Consider the following 20,750-nt stretch of genomic DNA (forward strand, 5'->3'; position numbering starts at 1 on the left):
GGTGATGCTCAGGCTAGTGCGTCCGGGCGCGGACCCACTCCCCGATCCGGGCGAGCAGGGCGTCGTCCGCCGCGTGCTCGGCGTGGCCCATGCCCGGCTCCAGCCAGAGTTCGCCGTGGTCACCGGCCGCCTCGGCGAGCATCCGGGGGTGGTCGAGCGGGAAGTAGGCGTCGCTGTCGCCGTGCACGACCAGCAGCGGGACGGGGGCGATCCGGGCGGCCGCCTCGACCGGGGAGAGCGGCACCGGGCTCCAGTCGCGGTGGTGGATGCGGGTGTGGAAGCCGTAGCGCCCGACCAGACGGCCTGCGGGCCGGGTGACCATCCAGTGCAGGCGGCGCATGGGGGCGGTCCCCCGGTAGTACCAGCGGGCGGGCGCGCTGACCGAGACCACCGCGTCCACCGTGCCGGGGTTCAGGGCCGCGTGCCGCAGCACCACCGAGCCGCCCATGGAGAAGCCGACGGTCACCACGCGCGCGTGCCCGAAGCCGCGCGCCCACGCCACGGCCTCCGCGAGGTCCAGGACCTCCTTGTCGCCGACGGTGGAGCGGCCCCCGGAGCCGCCGTGACCGCGGAAGGAGAAGGTGACGACGGCGCCATACGCGGCGAGCGCCCGCGCGATCCGGCGCACGTGCGGGCGGTCGGCGTCGCCGGTGAAGCCGTGGGCGACGACGAAGACCACGTCGGTGGCGTCGTGTCCGGTGGATTCCGCCGCCGGCCCGCCGTCCGAGGGCATTTCGTATACGGCCGCGCCCGGTTCGTATACGGAATCGATCGGAATTCCGTCGGTCGTGCGCAGAAACGTCCGGATAGGGGCACGTCTGCCTGTCTCGGAATTCGGACGAACGGTGGAACGTGCCGCATGACCTGCCGGACGGTTGCTCATGTGGGCTATTCTGCTGTGCAGAGGACTCGGGCAGCGCAGCCCCCGGGTCCTTTTGTGCTTTCGGTAGCGTTGTATACGAAGCGGGAGACCGCCGGGTGTACGGGGCCCCGGGATCGCAGAGCAGTGCCGCACCGCACACGTCCTCGCAGGGACCGAGGAGGAACCAGACGTATGAGTTCTCTGCTGCTCCTGACCAACGCCCTTCAGCCGTCGACGGAGGTGCTCCCCGCCCTCGGCCTGCTGCTGCACAACGTGCGCGTGGCCCCCGCGGAGGGCCCCGCCCTGGTCGACACGCCGGGCGCCGACGTCATCCTCGTCGACGGCCGGCGCGACCTGCCCCAGGTGCGCAGCCTGTGCCAGCTTCTGCGCTCCACCGGCCCCGGCTGTCCGCTCGTCCTGGTCGTCACCGAGGGCGGCCTCGCCGCCGTCACCGCCGACTGGGGCATCGACGACGTCCTGCTCGACACGGCGGGCCCCGCCGAGGTCGAGGCGCGTATCCGCCTCGCCATGGGCCGCCAGCAGCTCGTCCACGACGACTCCCCCATGGAGATCCGCAACGGCGACCTCTCCGTGGACGAGGCCACGTACTCCGCCAAGCTCAAGGGCCGGGTCCTGGACCTGACCTTCAAGGAGTTCGAGCTGCTCAAGTACCTCGCGCAGCATCCAGGCCGCGTCTTCACCCGCGCCCAGCTGCTCCAGGAGGTCTGGGGCTACGACTACTTCGGCGGCACCCGCACCGTGGACGTGCACGTACGGCGGCTGCGGGCCAAGCTCGGCGTCGAGCACGAGTCGCTGATCGGCACCGTGCGCAACGTGGGCTACCGCTTCGTGACCCCGGAGAAGGGCGAGCGGGGCACCGAGGAGACCAAGGCCAAGCGGGAGCGCGGCGCGCCGGCCGACGCGGAGAGCCCGGCGGAGATCCCGGCCGACGCCTGAGCACCCGGCACGGCGCACGTCGCCCTGGCCGCGAGCCGCGCCGGTCGCCGCGCGTGAGCGGCACCGCGAGCGGGGCGCGGTCCCCTGCGGGCCGGCCCGGAATCCCTTGCGGGCCCGCGCGCAGGGGACCGCGAACGCGGCCATGCGCCCCGCGCGCCGCCTCGCCGGTCACCGCGCGCCCGGGGCCGGTCCGGGTCCGTGATCCCCGGTCTCCCGGTGGCGGCGCGAGCCGGAGCGCGAGCCGAGCCGGGGCCACGCGCGCGTCCCGCCGCACGGCCCGTGCGAGGCCGGCCCATGGCTCCCGCGTGCCCGCACCCCCGCCCGGGCGGACCGGCTCCTCGTGCCCCCGCGCGCCCACACCCCCTGCTCCCGCCGGCGGCACCACGCGATGCCCTCATGCACACGCCCGCATGGCCATGCATGAAGCCGCCCCCCACCGGGTAGACCCCCCGCACGTCCAGGCCCGGCACCACGCCCCTTCGGACGCCGCGTATCCAGCGCGTTTTCGCCCTGCCCAGAGCGGGTCAATCCGCGTAGACTCCGCGCGTGGCGAAGGTGACTCGGGATGATGTGGCACGGCTGGCGGGGACCTCGACGGCCGTCGTCAGTTATGTCATCAACAACGGACCCCGGCCGGTCGCCCCGGCCACGCGCGAGCGTGTTCTCGCGGCGATCAAGGAGCTGGGGTACCGGCCCGACCGGGTCGCCCAGGCGATGGCCTCGCGCCGTACCGACCTCATAGGGCTGATCATCCCGGACGCCCGCCAGCCCTTCTTCGGGGAGATGGCGCACGCGGTCGAACAGGCCGCCTCCGAGCGCGGAAAGATGGTCCTGGTCGGCAACACCGACTACATCGCCGAGCGCGAGGTCCACTATCTGCGGGCCTTCCTCGGTATGCGGGTCTCCGGCCTGATCCTCGTCTCCCACGCGCTCAACGACCAGGCGGCGGCCGAGATCGACGCCTGGGACGCCCGCGTGGTCCTGCTGCACGAGCGCCCCGAGGCCATCGACGACGTGGCCGTGGTGACGGACGACCTCGGTGGCGCCCAGCTCGCCGTGCGCCACCTCCTGGAGCACGGGTACGAGTACGTGGCCTGCATGGGCGGCACGGCCGACACCCCGGCCGTCGGCGACCCGGTCTCCGACCACGTCGAGGGCTGGAAGCGCGCCATGGATGAGGCGGGCCTGCCCACCGAGGGCCGCCTGTTCGAGGCGCCGTACAACCGCTACGACGCCTACCGCGTGGCCCTCGGCATCCTCTCCGGACCCGAGCGTCCGCCCGCGATCTTCTGCTCCACCGACGACCAGGCCATCGGCGTGCTGCGCGCCGCGCGCGAGCTGCGGCTCGACGTGCCCGGCGAGCTGGCGGTGGCCGGGTTCGACGACATCAAGGAGGCGGCGCTCGCCGACCCGCCGCTGACCACGGTCGCCTCCGACCGGCCCGCGATGGCCCGCATGGCCGTCGACCTGGTCCTGGACGACGGGCTGCGGCTGGCCGGCTCGCGCCGCGAACGTCTGAAGACCTTCCCCTCCCGTCTCCAGATCCGCGAGAGCTGCGGCTGCGCGCGCCAGGAGCTCTGACCGCTCCCCCGCTGTCCGCCCGCCCCCACCAGCACTCTTATCGGGCTCTCATCCCCGGCTGAGCGGGCCTCTCATGAAGCGGGCCCCCGCTTCTGCCGGGGTTCTCAGGGTGGGCTCAGGATGCTCTCATGGTCGCGGGACATGCTCTTCGTATGACCGACGAGAGCACGCGCCGCAGCGGCGCCGACGGGTACGAAAGCCCCGAGGGACTCCGCCCCTACGGGTACGGCGACCCCTACGGGTCCCACACCCCGCCGGCCGCCCACGCCGCTGCCGACCCGTGGCCGTCCCCGCCGCCTTACGCGCCGGGTCCGGCTCCGGAGCGGAAGCGGACGCGGGGCCCGATCCCGCTCCTCGCGGCGGTCGCGCTGGTCGCGGCCGCGGTCGGCGGAGGCACCGCCTACGCCTTCCAGGAGCTGGCGAACCACTCCGGCTCCACCGCCGCCCAGGCGGGCACCCCCGTGGTGACCGCGGGCAAGAAGGGCACCGGCACCGTGGCAGCCGTCGCGGCGGCCGTCGGCCCCAGCGTGGTCCAGGTGGACGCCACCCTCCAGGACGGCTCCTCCATCGGCTCCGGCGTCGTCGTCACCAGTGGCGGCGAGATCGTGACCAACAACCACGTGGTCTCCGGCGCCTCCTCGGTCAGGGTCCGCACCAGCGACGGCACGAGTCACACCGCCGACGTGGTCGGCACCGACAGCTCCAAGGACCTGGCACTCCTGAAGGTCTCCGGCGCCTCCGGTCTCCAGGCCGCCACGCTCGGCGACTCCTCCGGCGTCCGCGTCGGCGACACGGTCGTCGCCATCGGCTCCCCCGAGGGGCTGAGCGGCACTGTGACCAGCGGCATCGTCTCGGCCCTCAACCGTGACGTGACCGTCTCGACCGACGAGGAACAGAGCCAGGGACAGGGCGGGCAGCAGGACGGGGACGGCGACTGGCCGTTCCAGTTCGGCGGCCGTGAGTTCAACGGCGACACCGGCTCGTCCACCACCACCTACAAGGCGATCCAGACGGACGCCTCACTCAACCCCGGCAACTCCGGCGGCGCCCTCTTCGACGCCTCCGGCCGTGTCATCGGCATCAACTCCGCGATGTACTCCTCGGGTTCGCAGGCGTCCTCGTCCTCGGACGCGGGCAGCATCGGCCTCGGCTTCGCGATCCCGGTGAACACCGTCAAGTCCGACCTCGCCAAGCTGCGGGCGGGCTCGACGGACTAGGACCCCCCTTCCGGATTCCTCCGGCACGGTCCTGGGCAAGCGCACCACCGAACAGCAGGGAGCACGTCATGATCACGTACACCACGCACCAGACCCCTGTCACCGGCCCCGCCGACGTCACCCTGGCCCTGGAGGTCGCGCGCGAACTGCACGCCCCCGCCCCGGCCCCCCGGCTCCCCGAGCTGCCCAGCCCGGCCCCCCAGCTCATGGGGCTGCGCACCTCCGCCGCCCGCCCGCACCGCCGCAAGGTGCCGCTGAACCGCCTGACCGCCCTCAACCGGCTGACCCCGGCCGGCGTCTGACGCCGGCATCCACGCCGGGAGCCCGAAACGTGCGAGGCTGAGACGCCCCCACCCGACAACACCATCCCGAGGAACCGCGAGCGATGAGCCCCGCCGAAGGCGACCGTGACCCCCAGCGCATCCTGATCGTCGACGACGAACCGGCCGTACGCGAGGCACTCCAGCGCAGCCTCGCCTTCGAGGGGTACGACACGGAGGTCGCGGTCGACGGCGCGGACGCGCTGGAGAAGGCCGCCGCCTGCCGCCCGGACCTGCTGGTGCTGGACATCCAGATGCCCCGCATGGACGGTCTGACGGCGGCCCGGCGCATCCGGGGCACCGGGGACACCACCCCGATACTGATGCTCACCGCCCGCGACACGGTCGGCGACCGGGTCACCGGCCTCGACGCCGGGGCCGACGACTACCTGGTCAAGCCGTTCGAGCTGGACGAGCTGTTCGCCCGCATCAGGGCCCTGCTGCGGCGCAGCACCTACGCGGCGACCGTGTCCGCCGAGGCCCAGGAGGACGAGGCGCTGACCTTCGGGGACCTGCGGATGGACCTCGCGACCCGGGAGGTCACCCGGGGCGGGCGGCCGGTGGAACTGACCCGCACGGAGTTCACGCTCCTGGAGATGTTCATGGCCCACCCGCGCCAGGTCCTCACCCGGGAGCAGATCCTGAAGGCGGTCTGGGGCTTCGACTTCGAGCCCTCCTCCAACTCCCTCGACGTCTACGTGATGTACCTGCGCCGCAAGACCGAGGCGGGCGGCGAGCCCCGGCTCGTGCACACCGTCCGGGGCGTGGGGTACGTACTGCGACAGGGCGGCGGCGAGTGAGGAGGCTGGTGCGCCGCTACCAGGCGCTGCCGATCCGGGCGCGGCTCGCGATGCTGGTCGCGGCGGCGGTGGCGTTCGCGGTGGCGGCGGTGTCGGTGACCTGCTGGTTCATCGTCCAGCGCAAGCTGGAGGACGAGCTGAACCACCGGCTCACGAGCCTCGGCCGGCCGCTCAGCGCCGACCAGGTCGCCACACTGCTGCTGACCTGCCCGCAGTCCCCGAACGACACCGTCGGCGAAGGACCGCCCAGCTACCTCTACCTCCAGATCATCACCTCCGACGGCAAGACCTGCGTCCCGCCCTACTCCGAGGGCACCGTGAAGGTGACCGCCGGGGACCTGGCGATCGCGCGCGATCACGACCCGCACACCCGCTGGGTGCGCGACGGCACCGACTCCAAGGGCAACGACGTACGGGTGATGACCGGCGCCGTCCTGGTGGGCGGCGGGCCCGGCGTGGCGACCTACCCCGATGTGGCCGTCATGGTGGGCATCTCCCTGAAGGACACCGAGCGCACCCTGGACGACCTCGCGCTGATCCTGCTGCTGGTCTCCGGCATCGGGGTGGTCGGGGCGGGGGCGGCGGGGCTCGCCGTGGCCCGCGCGGGGCTGCGCCCCGTGGACAAGCTGACCGAGGCGGTCGAACACGTGGCCCGCACCGAGGACCTCGCGATCCGCATCCCGGTGGTGGACGAGAGCGACGACGAGGTGGCCCGGCTCTCCCGCTCCTTCAACTCCATGACCACCGCGCTGGCCAGTTCCCGCGACCTCCAGCAGCAGCTGATCGCCGACGCCGGGCACGAACTGCGCACCCCGCTCACCTCCCTGCGCACCAACATCGAGCTGCTCAGCCGCAGCGAGGAGACCGGACGCCCGCTGCCCGCCGAGGACCGCAAGGCGCTGCTCGCCTCCGTCAAGGCACAGATGACCGAACTCGGCGCACTGATCGGCGACTTGCAGGAGCTGTCCCGCTCCGAGGGACAGCACGGCGAGCGCGTCCAGGTGGTCTCCCTCCAGGAGACGGCCGAGGCCGCGCTGCGCCGGGCCCGGCTGCGCGGTCCCGAACTGACCATCACCGCGGACCTGGAGCCGTGGTACGTCCGCGCGGAGCCTTCGGCTCTGGAGCGGGCACTGGTCAACATCCTCGACAACGCGGTGAAGTTCAGCCCCGAGGGCGGCACGGTCGAGGTCCGGCTGACCGACGGCACACTGACCGTGCGCGACCACGGCCCCGGCATCGCGGCCGAGGAACTCCCGCACGTCTTCGACCGCTTCTGGCGCTCCCCCAGCGCCCGCGCCCTCCCCGGCTCCGGCCTCGGCCTCTCCATCGTCGCCCGCACCATCCGCCAGGCGGGCGGCGAGGTCACCCTCTCCCGCGCCCCGGGCGGCGGCACCCTGGTGACGGTACGGCTACCGGGGGCGCCGGTGCCACCACCGGACACGGCGTGACGCTGCCGCCGGGGCGCGGGGCGCCCGCGACGACGGGCGACCGGGCCGTCGTCGCGCGGTGGCGCCGTGACGCCGCCCGGCCGTGACGGGGCGAGGCCCCGGACCGCCGCTCCCACCGTGACGCGATACGGCGGGAGACTGCCGCCTCAGGGCGCCGGTCACCGTGACGCCGCGCGGTCGGCGGACCGCCCGCCGGTCCGAGACGCCCCGACACCGCGCGGCCGGGGCCGCCGCCGTCCCGCCCAGCCGTGAGCCGCAGGGCGCCCCCGCTCAGACCCGGCCCATGAACGCGGCGCCGCACACTCCCTTCCCGTTCCCCGCACCCCGCGGCGCGACCCCGCCCGGTTCCCCCGCACCCCGCGGCGCGACCCCCGTACCCTCATACGCATGAGCAGCGACGCCTCCGAGCGGGCCGTGCACGGCCGTTCCATCGAGACCCACGCCGAACTCACCCCGGAGCAGACCCGGGCCGTGCTCGATCTGCTCGCGGCGGCTGCCGCCGTGGACGGGCAGCAGCCGGTGTCCGAGCAGGGGCGGCTCCAGTTGCGCGGCGGGGCGCGGGAGGGCGTCTCGCATCTGCTGCTGAGCTACGGCGGCGAACTCGTTGGCTACGCACAGCTCGAGGACACCGACCCGGTGGAGGCCCCGGCCGCCGAACTGGTCGTCCACCCCGCCCACCGGGGCCACGGCCACGGCCGCGCGCTCGGCACCGCGCTGCTCGGCGCCTCGGGCAAGCGGCTGCGGGTGTGGGCGCACGGCGGCCACCCGGCCGCCCGCCATCTCGCCCAGGTGCTCGGTCTGACCCTGTTCCGCGAACTGCGGCAGATGCGCCGCCCGTTGACCGGACTCGAACTCCCCGATCCGGTACTGCCGGAGGGCGTGACGGTCCGCGCCTTCGTCCCCGGCCAGGACGAGACGGCCTGGCTCGCGGTCAACGCGGCAGCCTTCGCCCACCACCCCGAACAGGGCTCGCTGACCGAGCGCGACCTGGCCGACCGCGAGGCCGAGCCGTGGTTCGACCCCGCCGGCTTCTTCCTCGCCGAGCAGGGCGGCGAGCTGATCGGCTTCCACTGGACCAAGCCCCACCCCGACGAGGGTCTCGGCGAGGTCTACGTCCTCGGCGTCCGCCCCGGCCACCAGGGCGGCGGCCTCGGCAAGTCCCTCACCACGATCGGCCTCCGCCACCTCGCCGCCCAGGGCCTGCCCACCGCGATGCTCTACGTCGACGCGGACAACAAGGCGGCGGTCTCGGTCTACGAACGCCTGGGCTTCACGACCCACGAGACGGACCTGATGTACCGCACGGAGACGTGAAGCAGGCTGTATCCGCGATGAGTTGAGGGGCGCCCACGCTTGACGGGCGCCCCTCTTCCACATCACCACGGCGGACAGGGTGGCGGCGTGCGAGCGGCTGTACGCGCCGCGCGGGGGTGTCACGTTCTTCTCGGGTACCACCCCGCCTCCCCCTACTGGCCCCTCCAGCTCACCACCACCGCCCGGCTGCTGCTCCTGACCGCGCTGCTCACCGCCGCGACTTTCGCGGTGCTCCGCCGCCGCACCGGCTGGCCGCCTGCGGCAGAGGAGGAGGGTGGTTCCCCCGGGAGCCGCCCTCCGCTGTCCCCCACGTCATGTCCCCGTAACCGCCCATTCAGAAGCGCTTGCGAGGCTCGGGGAATGGCGCACGTCGGCAGTGGGGCTTCGGCGGAGTCCGAGGGGGAGGCGGGGCGGAAGGTCATCAGGCTTCCCTCCGCGAAATTCGACGCTGCCGTGACGCCTCTGACACGGAAGAATGGGTTCATGAGTCAGCGAGAAGCCCAGGCACCGGCCCAGTCCTCCTCCAGCGCGGCCTTCGGCGCCGATACCGCGGGCCTCGGGTCCGAGGTCCCCGGCCGGCCGCAGCCGCAGCCCCCCGTGGGCTCCATCGCCGCGCACCGCCCGCACACGGTCGCTGCGGCCGTCTCCGACCTGGACCCGGATCTCGACGCCGATCTCGACGCCTACGAGGAGACCGAGGCCGACGGCGCACCGCTCCCGCAGGGCCGCTTCCTGGACCGGGAGCGCAGCTGGCTCGCGTTCAACGAGCGCGTGCTGGAGCTGGCCGAGGACCCGAACACCCCGCTCCTGGAGCGGGCCAACTTCCTCGCGATCTTCGCCAGCAACCTGGACGAGTTCTTCATGGTCCGGGTGGCCGGTCTGAAGCGCCGTATCGCCACCGGCGTCGCCACCCGCTCCGCCTCCGGGCTCCAGCCCCGCGAGGTGCTGGAGATGATCTGGGCCCGCTCCCGCGAGCTGATGGCGCGGCATGCCGCCTGCTACCACGAGGACGTCGCCCCCGCGCTCGCGGAGGAGGGCATCCACCTGGTCCGCTGGAGCGAGCTGACCGACAAGGAGCAGGCCCGCCTGTTCACGCTGTTCCGGCACCAGATCTTCCCGGTGCTCACCCCGCTCGCCGTGGACCCCGCGCACCCCTTCCCGTACATCTCGGGCCTCTCGCTGAACCTGGCCGTCGTCGTACGCAACCCGGTCAGCGGCCACAAGCACTTCGCCCGCGTCAAGGTGCCCCCGCTGCTGTCCCGCTTCCTGGAGAGCAGCCCCGGCCGGTACGTCCCCATCGAGGACGTGATCGGCGCGCACCTGGAGGAGCTGTTCCCGGGCATGGAGGTGCTGGAGCACCACGCCTTCCGCCTCACCCGCAACGAGGACCTGGAGGTCGAGGAGGACGACGCGGAGAACCTGCTCCAGGCCCTGGAGAAGGAACTCATGCGGCGCCGCTTCGGGCCGCCGGTGCGCCTGGAGGTCGAGGAGGACATCGACCGCGAGGTGCTCGACCTCCTGGTGCGCGAGCTGAAGATCTCCGAGGCCGAGGTCTATCCGCTGCCCGGCCCGCTCGACCTCACCGGTCTCTTCCGCATCCACAGCCTCGACCGCCCCGAGCTGAAGTACCGCAAGTTCGTCGCCGGCACCCACCGCGACCTCTCCGAGGTGGAGACCGCCTCCGCGCCCGACATCTTCGCCGCCCTGCGCCAGCGGGACGTGCTGCTGCACCACCCGTACGACTCCTTCTCCACCTCCGTGCAGGCGTTCCTGGAGCAGGCCGCGCAGGACCCGGACGTGCTGGCGATCAAGCAGACGCTGTACCGCACCTCCGGCGACTCGCCCATAGTGGACGCGCTGATCGACGCCGCCGAGTCCGGCAAGCAGGTCCTCGTCCTGGTCGAGATCAAGGCCCGCTTCGACGAGCACGCCAACATCAAGTGGGCGCGCAAGCTGGAGGAGGCGGGCTGCCACGTCGTCTACGGCCTGGTCGGGCTGAAGACGCACTGCAAGCTGTCGCTCGTGGTCCGCCAGGAGGGCGAGACCCTGCGCCGCTACAGCCACGTCGGCACCGGCAACTACCACCCGAAGACGGCCCGCCTCTACGAGGACCTCGGGCTGCTCACCGCGGACCCGCAGGTCGGCGCGGACCTCTCGGACCTGTTCAACCGGCTCTCCGGCTACTCCCGGCGCGAGACCTACCGCCGCCTGCTGGTCGCCCCCAAGTCCCTGCGGGACGGACTGATATCGCGGATCGACAAGGAGATCCAGCACCACCGCGCGGGCCGCCCGGCCTTCGTCAAGATCAAGGTCAACTCCATGGTCGACGAGGCGATCATCGACGCCTGCTACCGGGCCTCCCAGGCGGGCGTGCCGGTGGACATCTGGGTGCGCGGCATCTGCGCGATCCGCCCCGGCGTCCCCGGCCTGTCCGAGAACGTCCGGGTCCGTTCGATCCTCGGCCGCTTCCTGGAGCACTCCCGCGTCTTCGCCTTCGGCAACGGCGGCGAGCCCGAGGTGTGGTTCGGCAGCGCCGACATGATGCACCGCAACCTCGACCGCCGGATCGAGGCCCTGGTCCGGGTCACCGACCCCGGCCACCGGGCGGCCCTGAACCGGCTGCTCGACACCGGCATGTCCGACACCACCGCCTCCTGGCACCTCGGTCCCGACGGCGAATGGACCCGGCACGCGACCGACGCCGAGGGCCAGCCCCTGCGCAACATCCAGGAGATGCTCATAGACGCCCGGAGGCGCCGGCGTGGCACCGCGACACCCTGACCCGGCGGACTCCGAGCCCGGGGAGGCGACCGGTGAGGCCCTCGCGGCCCACCTGCGCGCCCGGTCCACGGAGTTCCTCCGCGCCCTGCGCCTGCACCGGGAGACCGGGAACGGCGCCTCGGGCTCGGACGGGTCGGCCGAGGCGGCGCGCGCGCTGCGCCGCTCGGCCCGCCGCGTCAGCGCGGGCCTGTACACCTTCCGCGGGCTCCTGGAGCCCGACTGGGCCGACGAGACCCGGGCCGAACTGGCCTGGGTCTCGGGCACCCTCGGCCTGGAACACGCCTGCGCGGCCCGCCTGGACCGGCTGCTGTTCGCCCTGCACCGGCTCTCGGGGACCACCCCGGCACCCGGCACGGTGCCCGCGCCCACGAAAGCGACCACCGCGGCACCCCCCGCCGCTCCCCTCACCGTCGGCGCCGCCCGCGCCGCCGCCCTGCTCGACCGCAGGCTCACCCTGGCCCGCGCCCGCGCCCACTCCACCGCCCTGGAGGCGCTCGGCTCCGCCCGCTTCCACGCGCTGGCCGACCGCATCGCCGTACTCGCCAGCGACGTCCCCCTCGCCCCCGGCGCGGCCGAGGCGGACCTCGGCCCGTACGCGGCGGCCGCGGAGGACCGGCTGGGCAGCGCGGTCGCCGCGCTGCCCCTGGTCACCGCCGGGCACCCGTACAACGCGCAGGCCCTGGCCGACGGACTCAACCCCGACCCGGCCCCGCACCCCCAGGACGGCCCCTGGCACCAGGTCCGTCTGCTGCTTCGGCTGCACCGCTACGCCCGCGAGGTGCCCCACGGCGCCGCCACTTCGGCCGAGGACCCCCGGCTGCGCGCGGCCGGACAGGCCCTGAACCGGCACCGGGACGCGGCGGAGGCGGCGGTCGCGGCCGCGCAGGCGGCGCGTACGGCCCGGATCGCGCCCGCGACGGCCTACGCGCTCGGCGTCCTCCACGCCGACCAGCGGCACGAGGTGGAGGCGGCCCGCTTCGCCTTCCAGCAGGCGTGGCAGCGGCGGACGGTCCCGGCGCGGTGACGGAGCGAGGAGACGCCATGAGCGACGACGTGCCCGCCGCCCCGCCGGTCCTCGCCGCGGGCTGCGTGCTCTGGCGCCGCGGCCCCTCCGGCACCCTGGAGGTCTGCCTGGTCCACCGGCCGAAGTACGACGACTGGTCCCACCCCAAGGGCAAGCTCAAGCGGGGCGAGGACGCGCTCGCGGCCGCGCTGCGCGAGGTCGCCGAGGAGACCGGGTACGCCGCCGAGCCGGGCACCGAGCTGCCGACCCTGCGCTATCCGGTGGCCGGACGCCCCAAAGAGGTCCGCTACTGGGCCGCCGAGGCACTGCACGGGCACTTCACCCCGGGCTCCGAGGTGGACGAGATCGTCTGGCTCGCCCCCGCCGCCGCCCGCGAGCGGCTGACCCAGCCCCGCGACCGCGAGCTGCTGGACACCCTGGCCCGCGCCTTCGAACGGCACTGAGGCGACGCCGCCGAGACACCGCGGCGGCGCCGAGAGCGCGCCGAGCGGCGCGCACGCCCGGCTCACGGCGCGCTGGCATGCGCCTCCGCGTCCGCGCGCGCCTGACTGCGCGCCCGCCGCGCCGGACCACGCCAGCCGCAACTGCATCCGGCCACGCAGAACCGGCCCTGCTCGCTCGTCGTCGTGCGGTGTTCCCGCTCCTGCCGCGCCCCCACCGGGCCGTCCTGCCACGCCACGGTGCCACCGTACCCGCCCCGATCGACACGTTCGTTCGGGCATCTGAAGCGTTTGTACGGGCGTATGACCCGCTGACTTCTCGCGTGCTTGACGCCACGCGTGACGGCACCCCCTACCCGTCGTTAACGGGAACGACAGGGGGCCCAACGGACGCAACCGGCTGGGGGTAAGGCAGGCCATGGATCGGCGGCAGCACACGCGCGGGGCCAGGACGGTCGTAGCGGCGGGCGTGATGGGACTCACCGTCGGACTCGGAGCGGGCACCAGCGGGTGTTCCTCCAGCGGGGCCGCCGCCGAGGGGGTGAGCGGCGCGAGCGGCGATCCGGTGGCCGTCCTGCGGCAGGCCGCCGACACCCTGCGCGGTGCGGGCACCTCCCGGGCCTCGACCTCCATGGAGATGGCCACCGGCGGCACCCGGGTCACCATCCGGGGCAGCGGGGTGTACGACTTCCGGCGCCGCCTGGGCAGCCTGACCGTCGTGCTCCCGGAGGACCCCACGGGCGCCCCGGAGCACCGGCCCATCACCGAGCTGCTCGCCCCCGGCGCCCTGTACATGAAGAACCGGGGCGCGGGCGTGCCCGCCGACAAGTGGGTCCGGGTGGAGACGGCGAGCGTGTCCGACGGCAACCTGGTCACCGGCGGCGCGACCGATCCGTACGCGGCGGCGGAGGTGCTGCGCGGGACGCGCACGGCGGCGTTCGTGGGCCGCACGAAGGTCGGCGGGACGGCGGTGCGGCACTACCGGGGCACCGCCGACCTCGGCGCGGCGGCGCGCGCGGCCTCGGCGGACAACCGGGCCTCGCTCGCGGCGGCGGCGAAAGGGTTCGCCACAGCCGTCGTCCCGTTCGACGTCTACCTGGACGACCAGGGCCGCGTCCGCAAGCTCCGTCAGCGCTTCGGCTTCGTCAACAGCAGGCGGGCGGCGGCCGTCGCGGTCGCCTCGACGACCCTGCTCTACGACTTCGGCACCCGCGCCGAGGTGCTGCTCCCGCGCCCCGAGGACATCTACGCGGGCAGGATCGCGGACGACGAGGGGGCGGCGGGACCGTCGGCGGGATAGTCCGCCCCGCCGGGATCGAACTAGCCCGTCCGTGCCATGCGCGGTATGCGGGGCGCTGCCTACTCTAGGAAGCCGGTCCGGGCATCGGTGACGGCAGGAAGAGGTGACGCGCGTGGCTCCGGTCGGCGGTACGGCGGTGCAGGACCACGTGGCCCTCGCCGAGATAGAGCTGTGCGGCGAGCTGATCATCGCCGCCTCTGCGGCGGAGGACCGGCTGAGCCTGGCCAGCATCGACGAGGTGCTGCGGGTCACCGAGGAGCGCGGCGCGGCCGTGGCCTGACCTGGGGGGCGCTCAGGTGCGCAGCAGGCGTCCGATGGCCTTCGTGGCCTCCTCCACCTTGGCGTCGATCTCGTCGCCGCCCTTGACGGCCGCGTCGGCGACGCAGTGCCGCAGGTGCTCCTCGAGGAGTTGCAGCGCGAAGGACTGCAGGGCCTTGGTGGAGGCGGAGACCTGGGTGAGGATGTCGATGCAGTACGTGTCCTCGTCGACCATGCGCTGCAGACCCCGGATCTGGCCCTCGATCCGGCGCAGCCGCTTGAGGTGCTCGTCCTTCTGGTGGTGGTAGCCGTGCGTGGCGCCGGCCTCGGTCGTCGTCATCGCTGGCCTCCATCGGGGACGGGCTGACGGGGAACGGACCCCGGTCTGACCGAAAACAGCCGGAACGTATACCCCTGGTGGGTATATGGTAACCAACTTCACGGGGTATCGGGCCCTTGGCGCAACGCCCCCGTGCCGAGCATGCTTCCTGATGGGCGACACTGGGGAATGGCCCGATAGCCGTGGCCGGATGATGCGCCTAGCATCAGCCTGACCCAACCGAAGCACCCCGAGGACCTCAACGTGCGCTTTCGTCTGACCCCCAGGGAGACGAGCTTCTACGACATGTTCGCCGCGTCAGCGGACAACATCGTCACGGGCTCCAAGCTCCTGATGGAACTGCTCGGGGCGGACCCCTCCGCCCGAGCCGAGATCGCAGAGCGTATGCGGGCCGCGGAACACGCCGGTGACGACGCCACTCACGCGATCTTCCACCAGCTCAACTCCTCGTTCATCACGCCGTTCGACCGCGAGGACATCTACAACCTCGCCTCGTCGCTCGACGACATCATGGACTTCATGGAGGAGGCCGTCGACCTGGTCGTCCTCTACAACATCGAGGAGCTGCCGAAGGGCGTCGAGCAGCAGATCGAGGTCCTGGCGCGGGCGGCCGAACTCACGGCCGAGGCGATGCCGCACCTGCGCACCATGGACAACCTCACCGAGTACTGGATCGAGGTCAACCGGCTGGAGAACCAGGCGGACCAGATCCACCGCAAGCTGCTCGCCCACCTCTTCAACGGCAAGTACGACGCCATCGAGGTGCTCAAGCTCAAGCAGGTCGTGGACGTCCTCGAAGAGGCGGCGGACGCGTTCGAGCACGTGGCGAACACGGTGGAGACCATCGCCGTCAAGGAGTCCTGAGGCGTCGATGGACACCTTCGCCCTGATCGTGACCGTCGCGGTCGCGCTCTTCTTCACGTACACGAACGGCTTCCACGACTCCGCCAACGCGATCGCGACCTCGGTCTCGACCCGTGCGCTGACCCCCCGGGCGGCGCTCGCGATGGCGGCCGTGATGAACCTCGCCGGCGCCTTCCTCGGTTCCGGGGTCGCCAAGACCGTCTCCGAGGGCCTGATCGAGACACCGCACGGCGGCAAGGGGATGGGCATCCTCTTCGCCGCGCTGGTCGGCGCCATCGTCTGGAACCTGGTCACCTGGTACTTCGGCCTGCCCTCCTCGTCCTCCCACGCGCTGTTCGGCGGCATGGTGGGCGCGGCGCTCGCGGGCGGCATCGACGTGCTCTGGAGCGGCGTCGTCGAGAAGATCGTCATCCCGATGTTCCTCTCCCCGATCGTCGGCCTGGTGGTCGGCTATCTGGTGATGACGGCCATCCTGTGGCTCTTCCGCAACGCCAACCCGCACAAGGCCAAGCGCGGCTTCCGCATAGCCCAGACCGTCTCGGCGGCGGGCATGGCGCTGGGTCACGGCCTCCAGGACGCGCAGAAGACCATGGGTGTCGTGGTGCTCGCGCTGGTGATCTCCGGCAACGAGACCTTCGGCGACCCGATCCCGGTCTGGGTCAAGATCGTCTGTGCCCTGATGCTCTCGCTCGGCACCTACGCGGGCGGCTGGCGCATCATGCGCACCCTCGGCCGCAAGATCATCGAGCTGGACCCGCCGCAGGGCTTCGCGGCCGAGGCGACCGGCGCGTCGATCATGTTCACCACGGCGTACCTCTTCAAGGCGCCGATCTCCACGACCCATGTGATCACCTCCGCGATCATGGGTGTGGGCGCCACCAAGCGGGTCAACGCGGTCCGCTGGGGCGTCGCCAAGAACATCGTGCTCGGCTGGTTCATCACCATGCCCGCCGCCGCCCTGGTCGCGGCCGGCGCCTTCGAGCTGGTCAACCTGACCGTGCTCTAGCCTCCCCGCACACGGCGATGGGCCCGCCCCCGGAGATCATCCGGGGGCGGGCCCTTCTCGCATCCCCGCGGTGGCACCGCCATGCAGCACCGCGGGGAGTCCTCGGCTCAGCCGAAGCGGCCGGAGATGTAGTCCTCGGTCGCCTGGACCGAGGGGTTGGAGAAGATCCGCTCGGTGTCGTCGATCTCGACGAGGCGACCGGGCTGGCCGACTCCGGCGAGGTTGAAGAAGGCCGTACGGTCCGAGACGCGGGCCGCCTGCTGCATGTTGTGCGTCACGATGACGATCGTGAACCGTTCCTTCAGCTCGCCGATCAGGTCCTCGATCGCGAGCGTGGAGATCGGGTCAAGGGCGGAGCAGGGCTCGTCCATGAGCAGCACCCGGGGCTCGACCGCGATGGCGCGGGCGATGCACAGCCGCTGCTGCTGGCCGCCGGAGAGACCGGCGCCGGGCCGGTTCAGCCGGTCCTTGACCTCGTTCCACAGGTTCGCGCCGCGCAGCGAGCGCTCCACGATGTCGTTCAGCTCGCTCTTGCGGAAGCCGCCGTTCAAGCGCAGCCCCGCCGCCACGTTCTCGAAGATCGACATGGTGGGGAACGGGTTGGGACGCTGGAACACCATGCCCACCTCGCGCCGCACCGACACCGGGTCCACGCCGGTGCCGTAGAGGTCCTCGTCGTCCAGGAGCACCTTGCCGTCGACGCGGCCGCCGGGGGTGACCTCGTGCATCCGGTTGAGGGTGCGCAGGAACGTCGACTTGCCGCAGCCGGAGGGGCCGATGAACGCCGTCACCGAGCGCGGCTCGACGGTCATCGAGATGTCCTCGATCGCCTTGTGGGAGCCGTAGTAGGCGGTGAGTCCGCTCACATCGATTCGCTTGGCCATTACCGCTTCACTTCCAGTCACTGAAATGGCCGCGTCAGCGACCGGTCTGGGGGGCCTTCCAGCGGGCTACGCCGCGGGCCACCAGGTTGAGGATCATCACGAACGCGATCAGGGTCAGCGAGGCCGCCCACGCGCGGTCGTAGGCCGCGTCGGCACCGGCCGCGTACTGCTGGTAGATGTACAGCGGCAGCGACGCCTGGGCGCCCTCGAAGGGGTTCGCGTTGATGAAGGAGTTGCCGAACACCAGCAGCAGCACCGGCGCGGTCTCGCCCGCGATGCGGGCGACGGCCAGCATGACGCCGGTCGCGATGCCGCCGAGCGAGGTCGGCAGGACCACCTTGAGGATGGTGCGCCACTTGGGCACGCCGAGCGCCAGGGACGCCTCGCGCAGCTCGTTCGGTACGAGCTTGAGCATCTCCTCGGTCGAGCGCACGACCACCGGCATCATCAGGATGGCCAGCGCGAGCGACCCGGCGAAGCCGAAGGGCTGCAGCTGGAAGATGAGCATCAGGCTGAGGATGAACAGGCCCGCGACGATGGACGGGATGCCCGTCATCACGTCCACGAAGAAGGTCACCGCCTGGGCGAGCCGGCCGCGGCCGTACTCCACCAGGTAGATCGCGGTCAGCACGCCGACCGGGGCGCCGATCAGGGTGGCGAGGCCGACCTGCTCCAGGCTGCCGAGGATGGCGTGGTAGATGCCGCCGCCCGGCTCGGAGTCGGCGACGACGCCCATCGAGTGGCTCAGGAAGTACGGGCTGAGGACCTTCACGCCGCGCGAGACGGTCACCCAGACCAGGGAGACCAGCGGGACCACGGCGAGCAGGAAGGCGACCCAGACCAGCGACGTGGCGATCCGGTCCTTGGCCTGCCGGCGGCCCTCCACGCGGGCGGCGACGGTGTAGGTGCCGAGGATGAAGAGGAGCGCGGCGATCAGGCCCCACTGGACCCTGGAGTGGAGCCCGGTGCCCAGACCGATCGCGACGGCGACGGCCACCGACGCGGCGGCGACGGCCCACGGGGTCCACTTCGGCAGGCTGGCGGCGCGCAGGTTGCTCACGCCGGTGCCGTTGGCTGCGGTGCTCATGCGTTGGCCCCCGAGTACTCCTTGCGGCGGGCGATGATCGCGCGGGCCGCGCCGTTGACCAGCAGGGTGATGACGAACAGGACGAGACCGGAGGCGATCAGCGCGTCGCGCCCCTGCTCGGTGGCCTCGCCGAACTTGGAGGCGATGTTCTGGGCGAAGGTGCCGCCGCCCGGGTCGAGCAGGCTGGCCTGGATCCCGTAGCTCGGGGAGAGCACGGTGGCCACGGCCATGGTCTCGCCGAGCGCGCGGCCGAGGCCGAGCATGGAGGCGGAGATCACGCCGGAGCGCCCGAAGGGCAGCACCGCCATGCGGATGACCTCCCAGCGCGTGGCGCCGAGGGCCAGGGCGGCCTCCTCGTGCATCCGGGGTGCCTGGCGGAAGACCTCGCGGCTCACGTTGGTGATGATCGGCAGGATCATGATGGCCAGCAGGATGCCGACGGTGAGCATCGCGCGCGGGGCGCCGCCGTTCCAGGCGAGGATGCCGGTCCAGCCGAAGAACTCGTTCAGCCAGCCGTACAGGCCCTGCATGTGCGGGACCAGGATCAGGGCGCCCCACAGGCCGTAGACGATGGACGGCACGGCGGCGAGCAGGTCGATCACGTAGGCGATCGGACCGCTCAGCCGGCGGGGGGCGTAGTGGGTGAGGAACAGCGCGATCGCGACCGCCACGGGGACCGCGAGGGCCATGGCGACGATCGAGGAGACGACCGTGCCGAAGGCCAGCACCGCGATGCCGAAGACCGGCGGGCTGGCGTTGGTGTTCCACTCGAAGGTGGTCAGGAAGTTGCCGTGGTCGGCGCTGATCGCGAGGGAGGCGCGGTAGGTGAGGAAGACCGCGATGGCGGCCATGATCACCAGGAGCAGGATGCCCGAGCCCCGCGAGAGGGCGAGGAACACCCGGTCACCGGTGCGGGAGGTGCCCCGGGCGGTGTCCGCGCGGCGGGCGGCGGCCCGGCCGGTCGGGGGAGGTACGTCGGTCGTCGATATGTCCATCGGGTTTCTCCGGTCTGCTGAGCCGCGAGGGTGGGCGGCTCACGGGAGCCGGGGGCTGGCCCCGGCTCCGGGCGGCGGTGCACCGGACGGTGCGGCCGGACCCCGGCGGGGCCCGGACCGCACACTCGGATCAGGTCAGCTCAGGCCGTCGATGGTGCTGCGGACCTTGGTGATGATCTCGTCGGGGATCGGGGCGTAGTCGTTCTCGCCGAGGACCTTCTGGCCGTCCTCGCTCGCGATGTAGCTCAGGAACGCCTTGGTCGCGGGCAGCGTGTCCGCCTTGTTGCCCTTGTCGCAGACGATCTCGTACGTGACCAGGGTGATCGGGTAGGCGCCCTCGGCCTTGGTCTTGTAGTCGAGCTGCAGGGAGAGGTCCTTGCCGGTGCCGACGACCTTGGCGGCCGCGATGTCGGCGGTGGCGGAGTCGGTGGAGGGCTTCACCGGGGACTTGGCGCCGGTGTTGATGGCGACCGTGTCGATGTCCTTGGCGTAGGACAGCTCGAAGTAGCCGATCGCGCCCGCGTTCTGCTTGACGCCCTGGGCCACACCGGCGGAGCCGGCCGCGGCCTGGCCGCCCTTGGCCTGCCACGCCTTGCCACCGGAGTACTTCCAGTTGTCCGGCGTGGTGTTGATCAGGTACTTGGTGAAGTTGTCCGTGGTGCCGGAGTCCTCCGAGCGGTGGAACGCCTGGATCTTCAGGTCGGGCAGCTTCGCCGAGGGGTTCAGCTTCTTGATCGCGGCGTCGTTCCACTTGGCGATCTTGCTGTCGAAGATCTTCGCGAGGGTCGGCGCGTCCAGGACCAGGTCCTTCACGCCCGGGACGTTGTAGCCGATCGCGATCGGGCCGCCGACCATCGGCAGGTCGATGCCCTGGCCGCCCTTGCAGATCTTCTTGGAGGCGGCGACCTCCTCCGGCTTCAGCGCGGAGTCCGAGCCGGCGAACGCGAGCTGGCCCTGGTTGAAGGAGGTGACACCGGCGCCCGAACCGGCGCCCTTGTAGTTGATCTGCACGCCGCACGCCTGCGAGAAGTTCTTCACCCAGGCGTCGATCGCGTTCTTCTGCGCGGAGGAGCCGTCCGCGAGGAGCTGGCCCTTCGCACCGTCGCACTTGACCGACCCGGCGCTCGCCGCGGAGGAGGAACCGCCACCCGCCTGCTTGCCGGTGTCGTCGGAGCCGCACGCCGTCAGGGCCAGGGCGCCGGAGACGGCGAGAGCACCGAGAGACAGGGCGCGCAGCCGGTTCTTGCGCTGAAGCATCACTTTCGGGAGTTC

At 72.3% G+C, this 20,750-nt stretch carries 21 protein-coding genes; 14 read left to right on the forward strand and 7 right to left on the reverse strand.

The window, feature by feature from the left end:
* Nucleotides 1-13: 13 nt before the first annotated feature.
* Nucleotides 14-883, reverse strand: a complete 870-nt coding sequence (locus ACWEEU_RS02045) for an alpha/beta hydrolase family protein (RefSeq protein ID WP_451727476.1) — start codon at nucleotides 881-883, stop codon at nucleotides 14-16.
* A gap of 171 nt (nucleotides 884-1,054) precedes the next feature.
* On the opposite strand from ACWEEU_RS02045, the gene ACWEEU_RS02050 reads away from it, so the two are divergent.
* From ACWEEU_RS02050 to ACWEEU_RS02095, 10 genes are all read left to right on the forward strand, one after another.
* Complete coding sequence (locus ACWEEU_RS02050) at nucleotides 1,055-1,819, forward strand: response regulator transcription factor (RefSeq protein ID WP_385742542.1); 765 nt, start codon at nucleotides 1,055-1,057, stop codon at nucleotides 1,817-1,819.
* 546 nt (nucleotides 1,820-2,365) lie between these two features.
* Nucleotides 2,366-3,400 carry a LacI family DNA-binding transcriptional regulator gene (locus tag ACWEEU_RS02055; RefSeq protein WP_385742544.1) on the forward strand — a complete coding sequence of 345 codons (1,035 nt, stop codon included), beginning with the start codon at nucleotides 2,366-2,368 and terminating at the stop codon, nucleotides 3,398-3,400.
* A 152-nt stretch (nucleotides 3,401-3,552) separates the two neighbouring features.
* Nucleotides 3,553-4,617: a S1C family serine protease gene (locus ACWEEU_RS02060; RefSeq protein ID WP_451727481.1), complete on the forward strand. Its 1,065-nt coding sequence runs from the start codon at nucleotides 3,553-3,555 to the stop codon at nucleotides 4,615-4,617.
* A 68-nt stretch (nucleotides 4,618-4,685) separates the two neighbouring features.
* Nucleotides 4,686-4,919, forward strand: a complete 234-nt coding sequence (locus ACWEEU_RS02065) for a hypothetical protein (RefSeq protein WP_385742548.1) — start codon at nucleotides 4,686-4,688, stop codon at nucleotides 4,917-4,919.
* 83 nt (nucleotides 4,920-5,002) lie between these two features.
* On the forward strand, nucleotides 5,003-5,737 hold the full coding sequence (locus ACWEEU_RS02070; protein ID WP_199586688.1) for a response regulator transcription factor: 735 nt from the start codon (nucleotides 5,003-5,005) through the stop codon (nucleotides 5,735-5,737).
* 50 nt (nucleotides 5,738-5,787) lie between these two features.
* Nucleotides 5,788-7,185 carry a sensor histidine kinase gene (locus ACWEEU_RS02075; protein WP_385742631.1) on the forward strand — a complete coding sequence of 466 codons (1,398 nt, stop codon included), beginning with the start codon at nucleotides 5,788-5,790 and terminating at the stop codon, nucleotides 7,183-7,185.
* A 387-nt stretch (nucleotides 7,186-7,572) separates the two neighbouring features.
* Nucleotides 7,573-8,499 (forward strand): mycothiol synthase, encoded by a 927-nt coding sequence (gene mshD, locus ACWEEU_RS02080; RefSeq protein ID WP_451727486.1) that lies wholly within the window; start codon nucleotides 7,573-7,575, stop codon nucleotides 8,497-8,499.
* 483 nt (nucleotides 8,500-8,982) lie between these two features.
* On the forward strand, nucleotides 8,983-11,280 hold the full coding sequence (locus ACWEEU_RS02085; protein WP_385742553.1) for an RNA degradosome polyphosphate kinase: 2,298 nt from the start codon (nucleotides 8,983-8,985) through the stop codon (nucleotides 11,278-11,280).
* Nucleotides 11,261-12,304, forward strand: coding sequence for a CHAD domain-containing protein (locus tag ACWEEU_RS02090; RefSeq protein ID WP_451727489.1), 1,044 nt, complete (start codon nucleotides 11,261-11,263; stop codon nucleotides 12,302-12,304). The genes ACWEEU_RS02085 and ACWEEU_RS02090 overlap by 20 nt, the downstream gene beginning before the upstream one ends.
* A 17-nt stretch (nucleotides 12,305-12,321) precedes the next feature.
* The gene (locus tag ACWEEU_RS02095; RefSeq protein ID WP_451727492.1) at nucleotides 12,322-12,747 is read left to right on the forward strand and encodes an NUDIX hydrolase; all 426 of its coding nucleotides are present in this window, start codon (nucleotides 12,322-12,324) and stop codon (nucleotides 12,745-12,747) included.
* Between the two features lie 62 nt (nucleotides 12,748-12,809).
* Here the strand turns inward: ACWEEU_RS02095 and ACWEEU_RS02100 are convergent, their stop codons facing one another.
* Entirely contained in the window at nucleotides 12,810-12,983 is a 174-nt protein-coding gene (locus ACWEEU_RS02100) for a hypothetical protein (RefSeq protein ID WP_385742559.1), read from the reverse strand.
* Between the two features lie 179 nt (nucleotides 12,984-13,162).
* Between ACWEEU_RS02100 and ACWEEU_RS02105 the strand changes: the two genes are divergently transcribed.
* On the forward strand, nucleotides 13,163-14,044 hold the full coding sequence (locus ACWEEU_RS02105) for a hypothetical protein (RefSeq protein ID WP_385742561.1): 882 nt from the start codon (nucleotides 13,163-13,165) through the stop codon (nucleotides 14,042-14,044).
* 112 nt (nucleotides 14,045-14,156) lie between these two features.
* The gene (locus ACWEEU_RS02110) at nucleotides 14,157-14,324 is read left to right on the forward strand and encodes a hypothetical protein (protein ID WP_385742637.1); all 168 of its coding nucleotides are present in this window, start codon (nucleotides 14,157-14,159) and stop codon (nucleotides 14,322-14,324) included.
* 12 nt (nucleotides 14,325-14,336) lie between these two features.
* Here ACWEEU_RS02110 and ACWEEU_RS02115 read toward each other — a convergent pair whose 3' ends face one another.
* Nucleotides 14,337-14,642 (reverse strand): metal-sensitive transcriptional regulator, encoded by a 306-nt coding sequence (locus ACWEEU_RS02115; protein ID WP_161181244.1) that lies wholly within the window; start codon nucleotides 14,640-14,642, stop codon nucleotides 14,337-14,339.
* Nucleotides 14,643-14,885: 243 nt separating this feature from the next.
* Between ACWEEU_RS02115 and ACWEEU_RS02120 the strand changes: the two genes are divergently transcribed.
* Both ACWEEU_RS02120 and ACWEEU_RS02125 read left to right on the forward strand, forming a co-directional pair.
* Complete coding sequence (locus tag ACWEEU_RS02120) at nucleotides 14,886-15,506, forward strand: DUF47 domain-containing protein (RefSeq protein WP_361111138.1); 621 nt, start codon at nucleotides 14,886-14,888, stop codon at nucleotides 15,504-15,506.
* A gap of 7 nt (nucleotides 15,507-15,513) precedes the next feature.
* Nucleotides 15,514-16,512: an inorganic phosphate transporter gene (locus ACWEEU_RS02125; RefSeq protein WP_199586676.1), complete on the forward strand. Its 999-nt coding sequence runs from the start codon at nucleotides 15,514-15,516 to the stop codon at nucleotides 16,510-16,512.
* A gap of 107 nt (nucleotides 16,513-16,619) precedes the next feature.
* On the opposite strand, the gene pstB is transcribed toward ACWEEU_RS02125, so the two are convergent.
* The 4 genes from pstB to pstS all read right to left on the reverse strand — a co-directional run bounded on the left by pstB (nucleotide 16,620) and on the right by pstS (nucleotide 20,738).
* Nucleotides 16,620-17,396, reverse strand: coding sequence for a phosphate ABC transporter ATP-binding protein PstB (gene pstB, locus ACWEEU_RS02130; protein ID WP_385742563.1), 777 nt, complete (start codon nucleotides 17,394-17,396; stop codon nucleotides 16,620-16,622).
* A gap of 34 nt (nucleotides 17,397-17,430) precedes the next feature.
* Nucleotides 17,431-18,483: a phosphate ABC transporter permease PstA gene (pstA, locus tag ACWEEU_RS02135; protein WP_385742565.1), complete on the reverse strand. Its 1,053-nt coding sequence runs from the start codon at nucleotides 18,481-18,483 to the stop codon at nucleotides 17,431-17,433.
* Nucleotides 18,480-19,478 (reverse strand): phosphate ABC transporter permease subunit PstC, encoded by a 999-nt coding sequence (pstC, locus tag ACWEEU_RS02140; RefSeq protein WP_451727500.1) that lies wholly within the window; start codon nucleotides 19,476-19,478, stop codon nucleotides 18,480-18,482. Before pstC ends, pstA begins: the two co-directional genes overlap by 4 nt.
* Before the next feature lie 135 nt (nucleotides 19,479-19,613).
* On the reverse strand, nucleotides 19,614-20,738 hold the full coding sequence (pstS, locus tag ACWEEU_RS02145; RefSeq protein WP_385742633.1) for a phosphate ABC transporter substrate-binding protein PstS: 1,125 nt from the start codon (nucleotides 20,736-20,738) through the stop codon (nucleotides 19,614-19,616).
* Nucleotides 20,739-20,750: the final 12 nt, after the last annotated feature.

It is taken from the genome of Streptomyces sp. NPDC005004 (assembly GCF_053600675.1).

Bases quoted from the DNA above. Each gene is read 5' to 3' on its own strand.
- ACWEEU_RS02105 (WP_385742561.1), top strand. From the start codon at position 13,163: ATGGATCGGCGGCAGCACACGCGCGGGGCCAGGACGGTCGTAGCGGCG.
- mshD (WP_451727486.1), top strand. From the start codon at position 7,573: ATGAGCAGCGACGCCTCCGAGCGGGCCGTGCACGGCCGTTCCATCGAG.
- ACWEEU_RS02095 (WP_451727492.1), top strand. From the start codon at position 12,322: ATGAGCGACGACGTGCCCGCCGCCCCGCCGGTCCTCGCCGCGGGCTGC.
- ACWEEU_RS02085 (WP_385742553.1), top strand. From the start codon at position 8,983: ATGAGTCAGCGAGAAGCCCAGGCACCGGCCCAGTCCTCCTCCAGCGCG.
- ACWEEU_RS02065 (WP_385742548.1), top strand. From the start codon at position 4,686: ATGATCACGTACACCACGCACCAGACCCCTGTCACCGGCCCCGCCGAC.
- ACWEEU_RS02045 (WP_451727476.1), bottom strand. From the start codon at position 883: ATGAGCAACCGTCCGGCAGGTCATGCGGCACGTTCCACCGTTCGTCCG.
- pstC (WP_451727500.1), bottom strand. From the start codon at position 19,478: ATGGACATATCGACGACCGACGTACCTCCCCCGACCGGCCGGGCCGCC.
- ACWEEU_RS02070 (WP_199586688.1), top strand. From the start codon at position 5,003: ATGAGCCCCGCCGAAGGCGACCGTGACCCCCAGCGCATCCTGATCGTC.
- ACWEEU_RS02060 (WP_451727481.1), top strand. From the start codon at position 3,553: ATGACCGACGAGAGCACGCGCCGCAGCGGCGCCGACGGGTACGAAAGC.
- pstA (WP_385742565.1), bottom strand. From the start codon at position 18,483: ATGAGCACCGCAGCCAACGGCACCGGCGTGAGCAACCTGCGCGCCGCC.
- ACWEEU_RS02050 (WP_385742542.1), top strand. From the start codon at position 1,055: ATGAGTTCTCTGCTGCTCCTGACCAACGCCCTTCAGCCGTCGACGGAG.
- ACWEEU_RS02125 (WP_199586676.1), top strand. From the start codon at position 15,514: ATGGACACCTTCGCCCTGATCGTGACCGTCGCGGTCGCGCTCTTCTTC.
- ACWEEU_RS02115 (WP_161181244.1), bottom strand. From the start codon at position 14,642: ATGACGACGACCGAGGCCGGCGCCACGCACGGCTACCACCACCAGAAG.
- pstB (WP_385742563.1), bottom strand. From the start codon at position 17,396: ATGGCCAAGCGAATCGATGTGAGCGGACTCACCGCCTACTACGGCTCC.
- ACWEEU_RS02075 (WP_385742631.1), top strand. From the start codon at position 5,788: ATGCTGGTCGCGGCGGCGGTGGCGTTCGCGGTGGCGGCGGTGTCGGTG.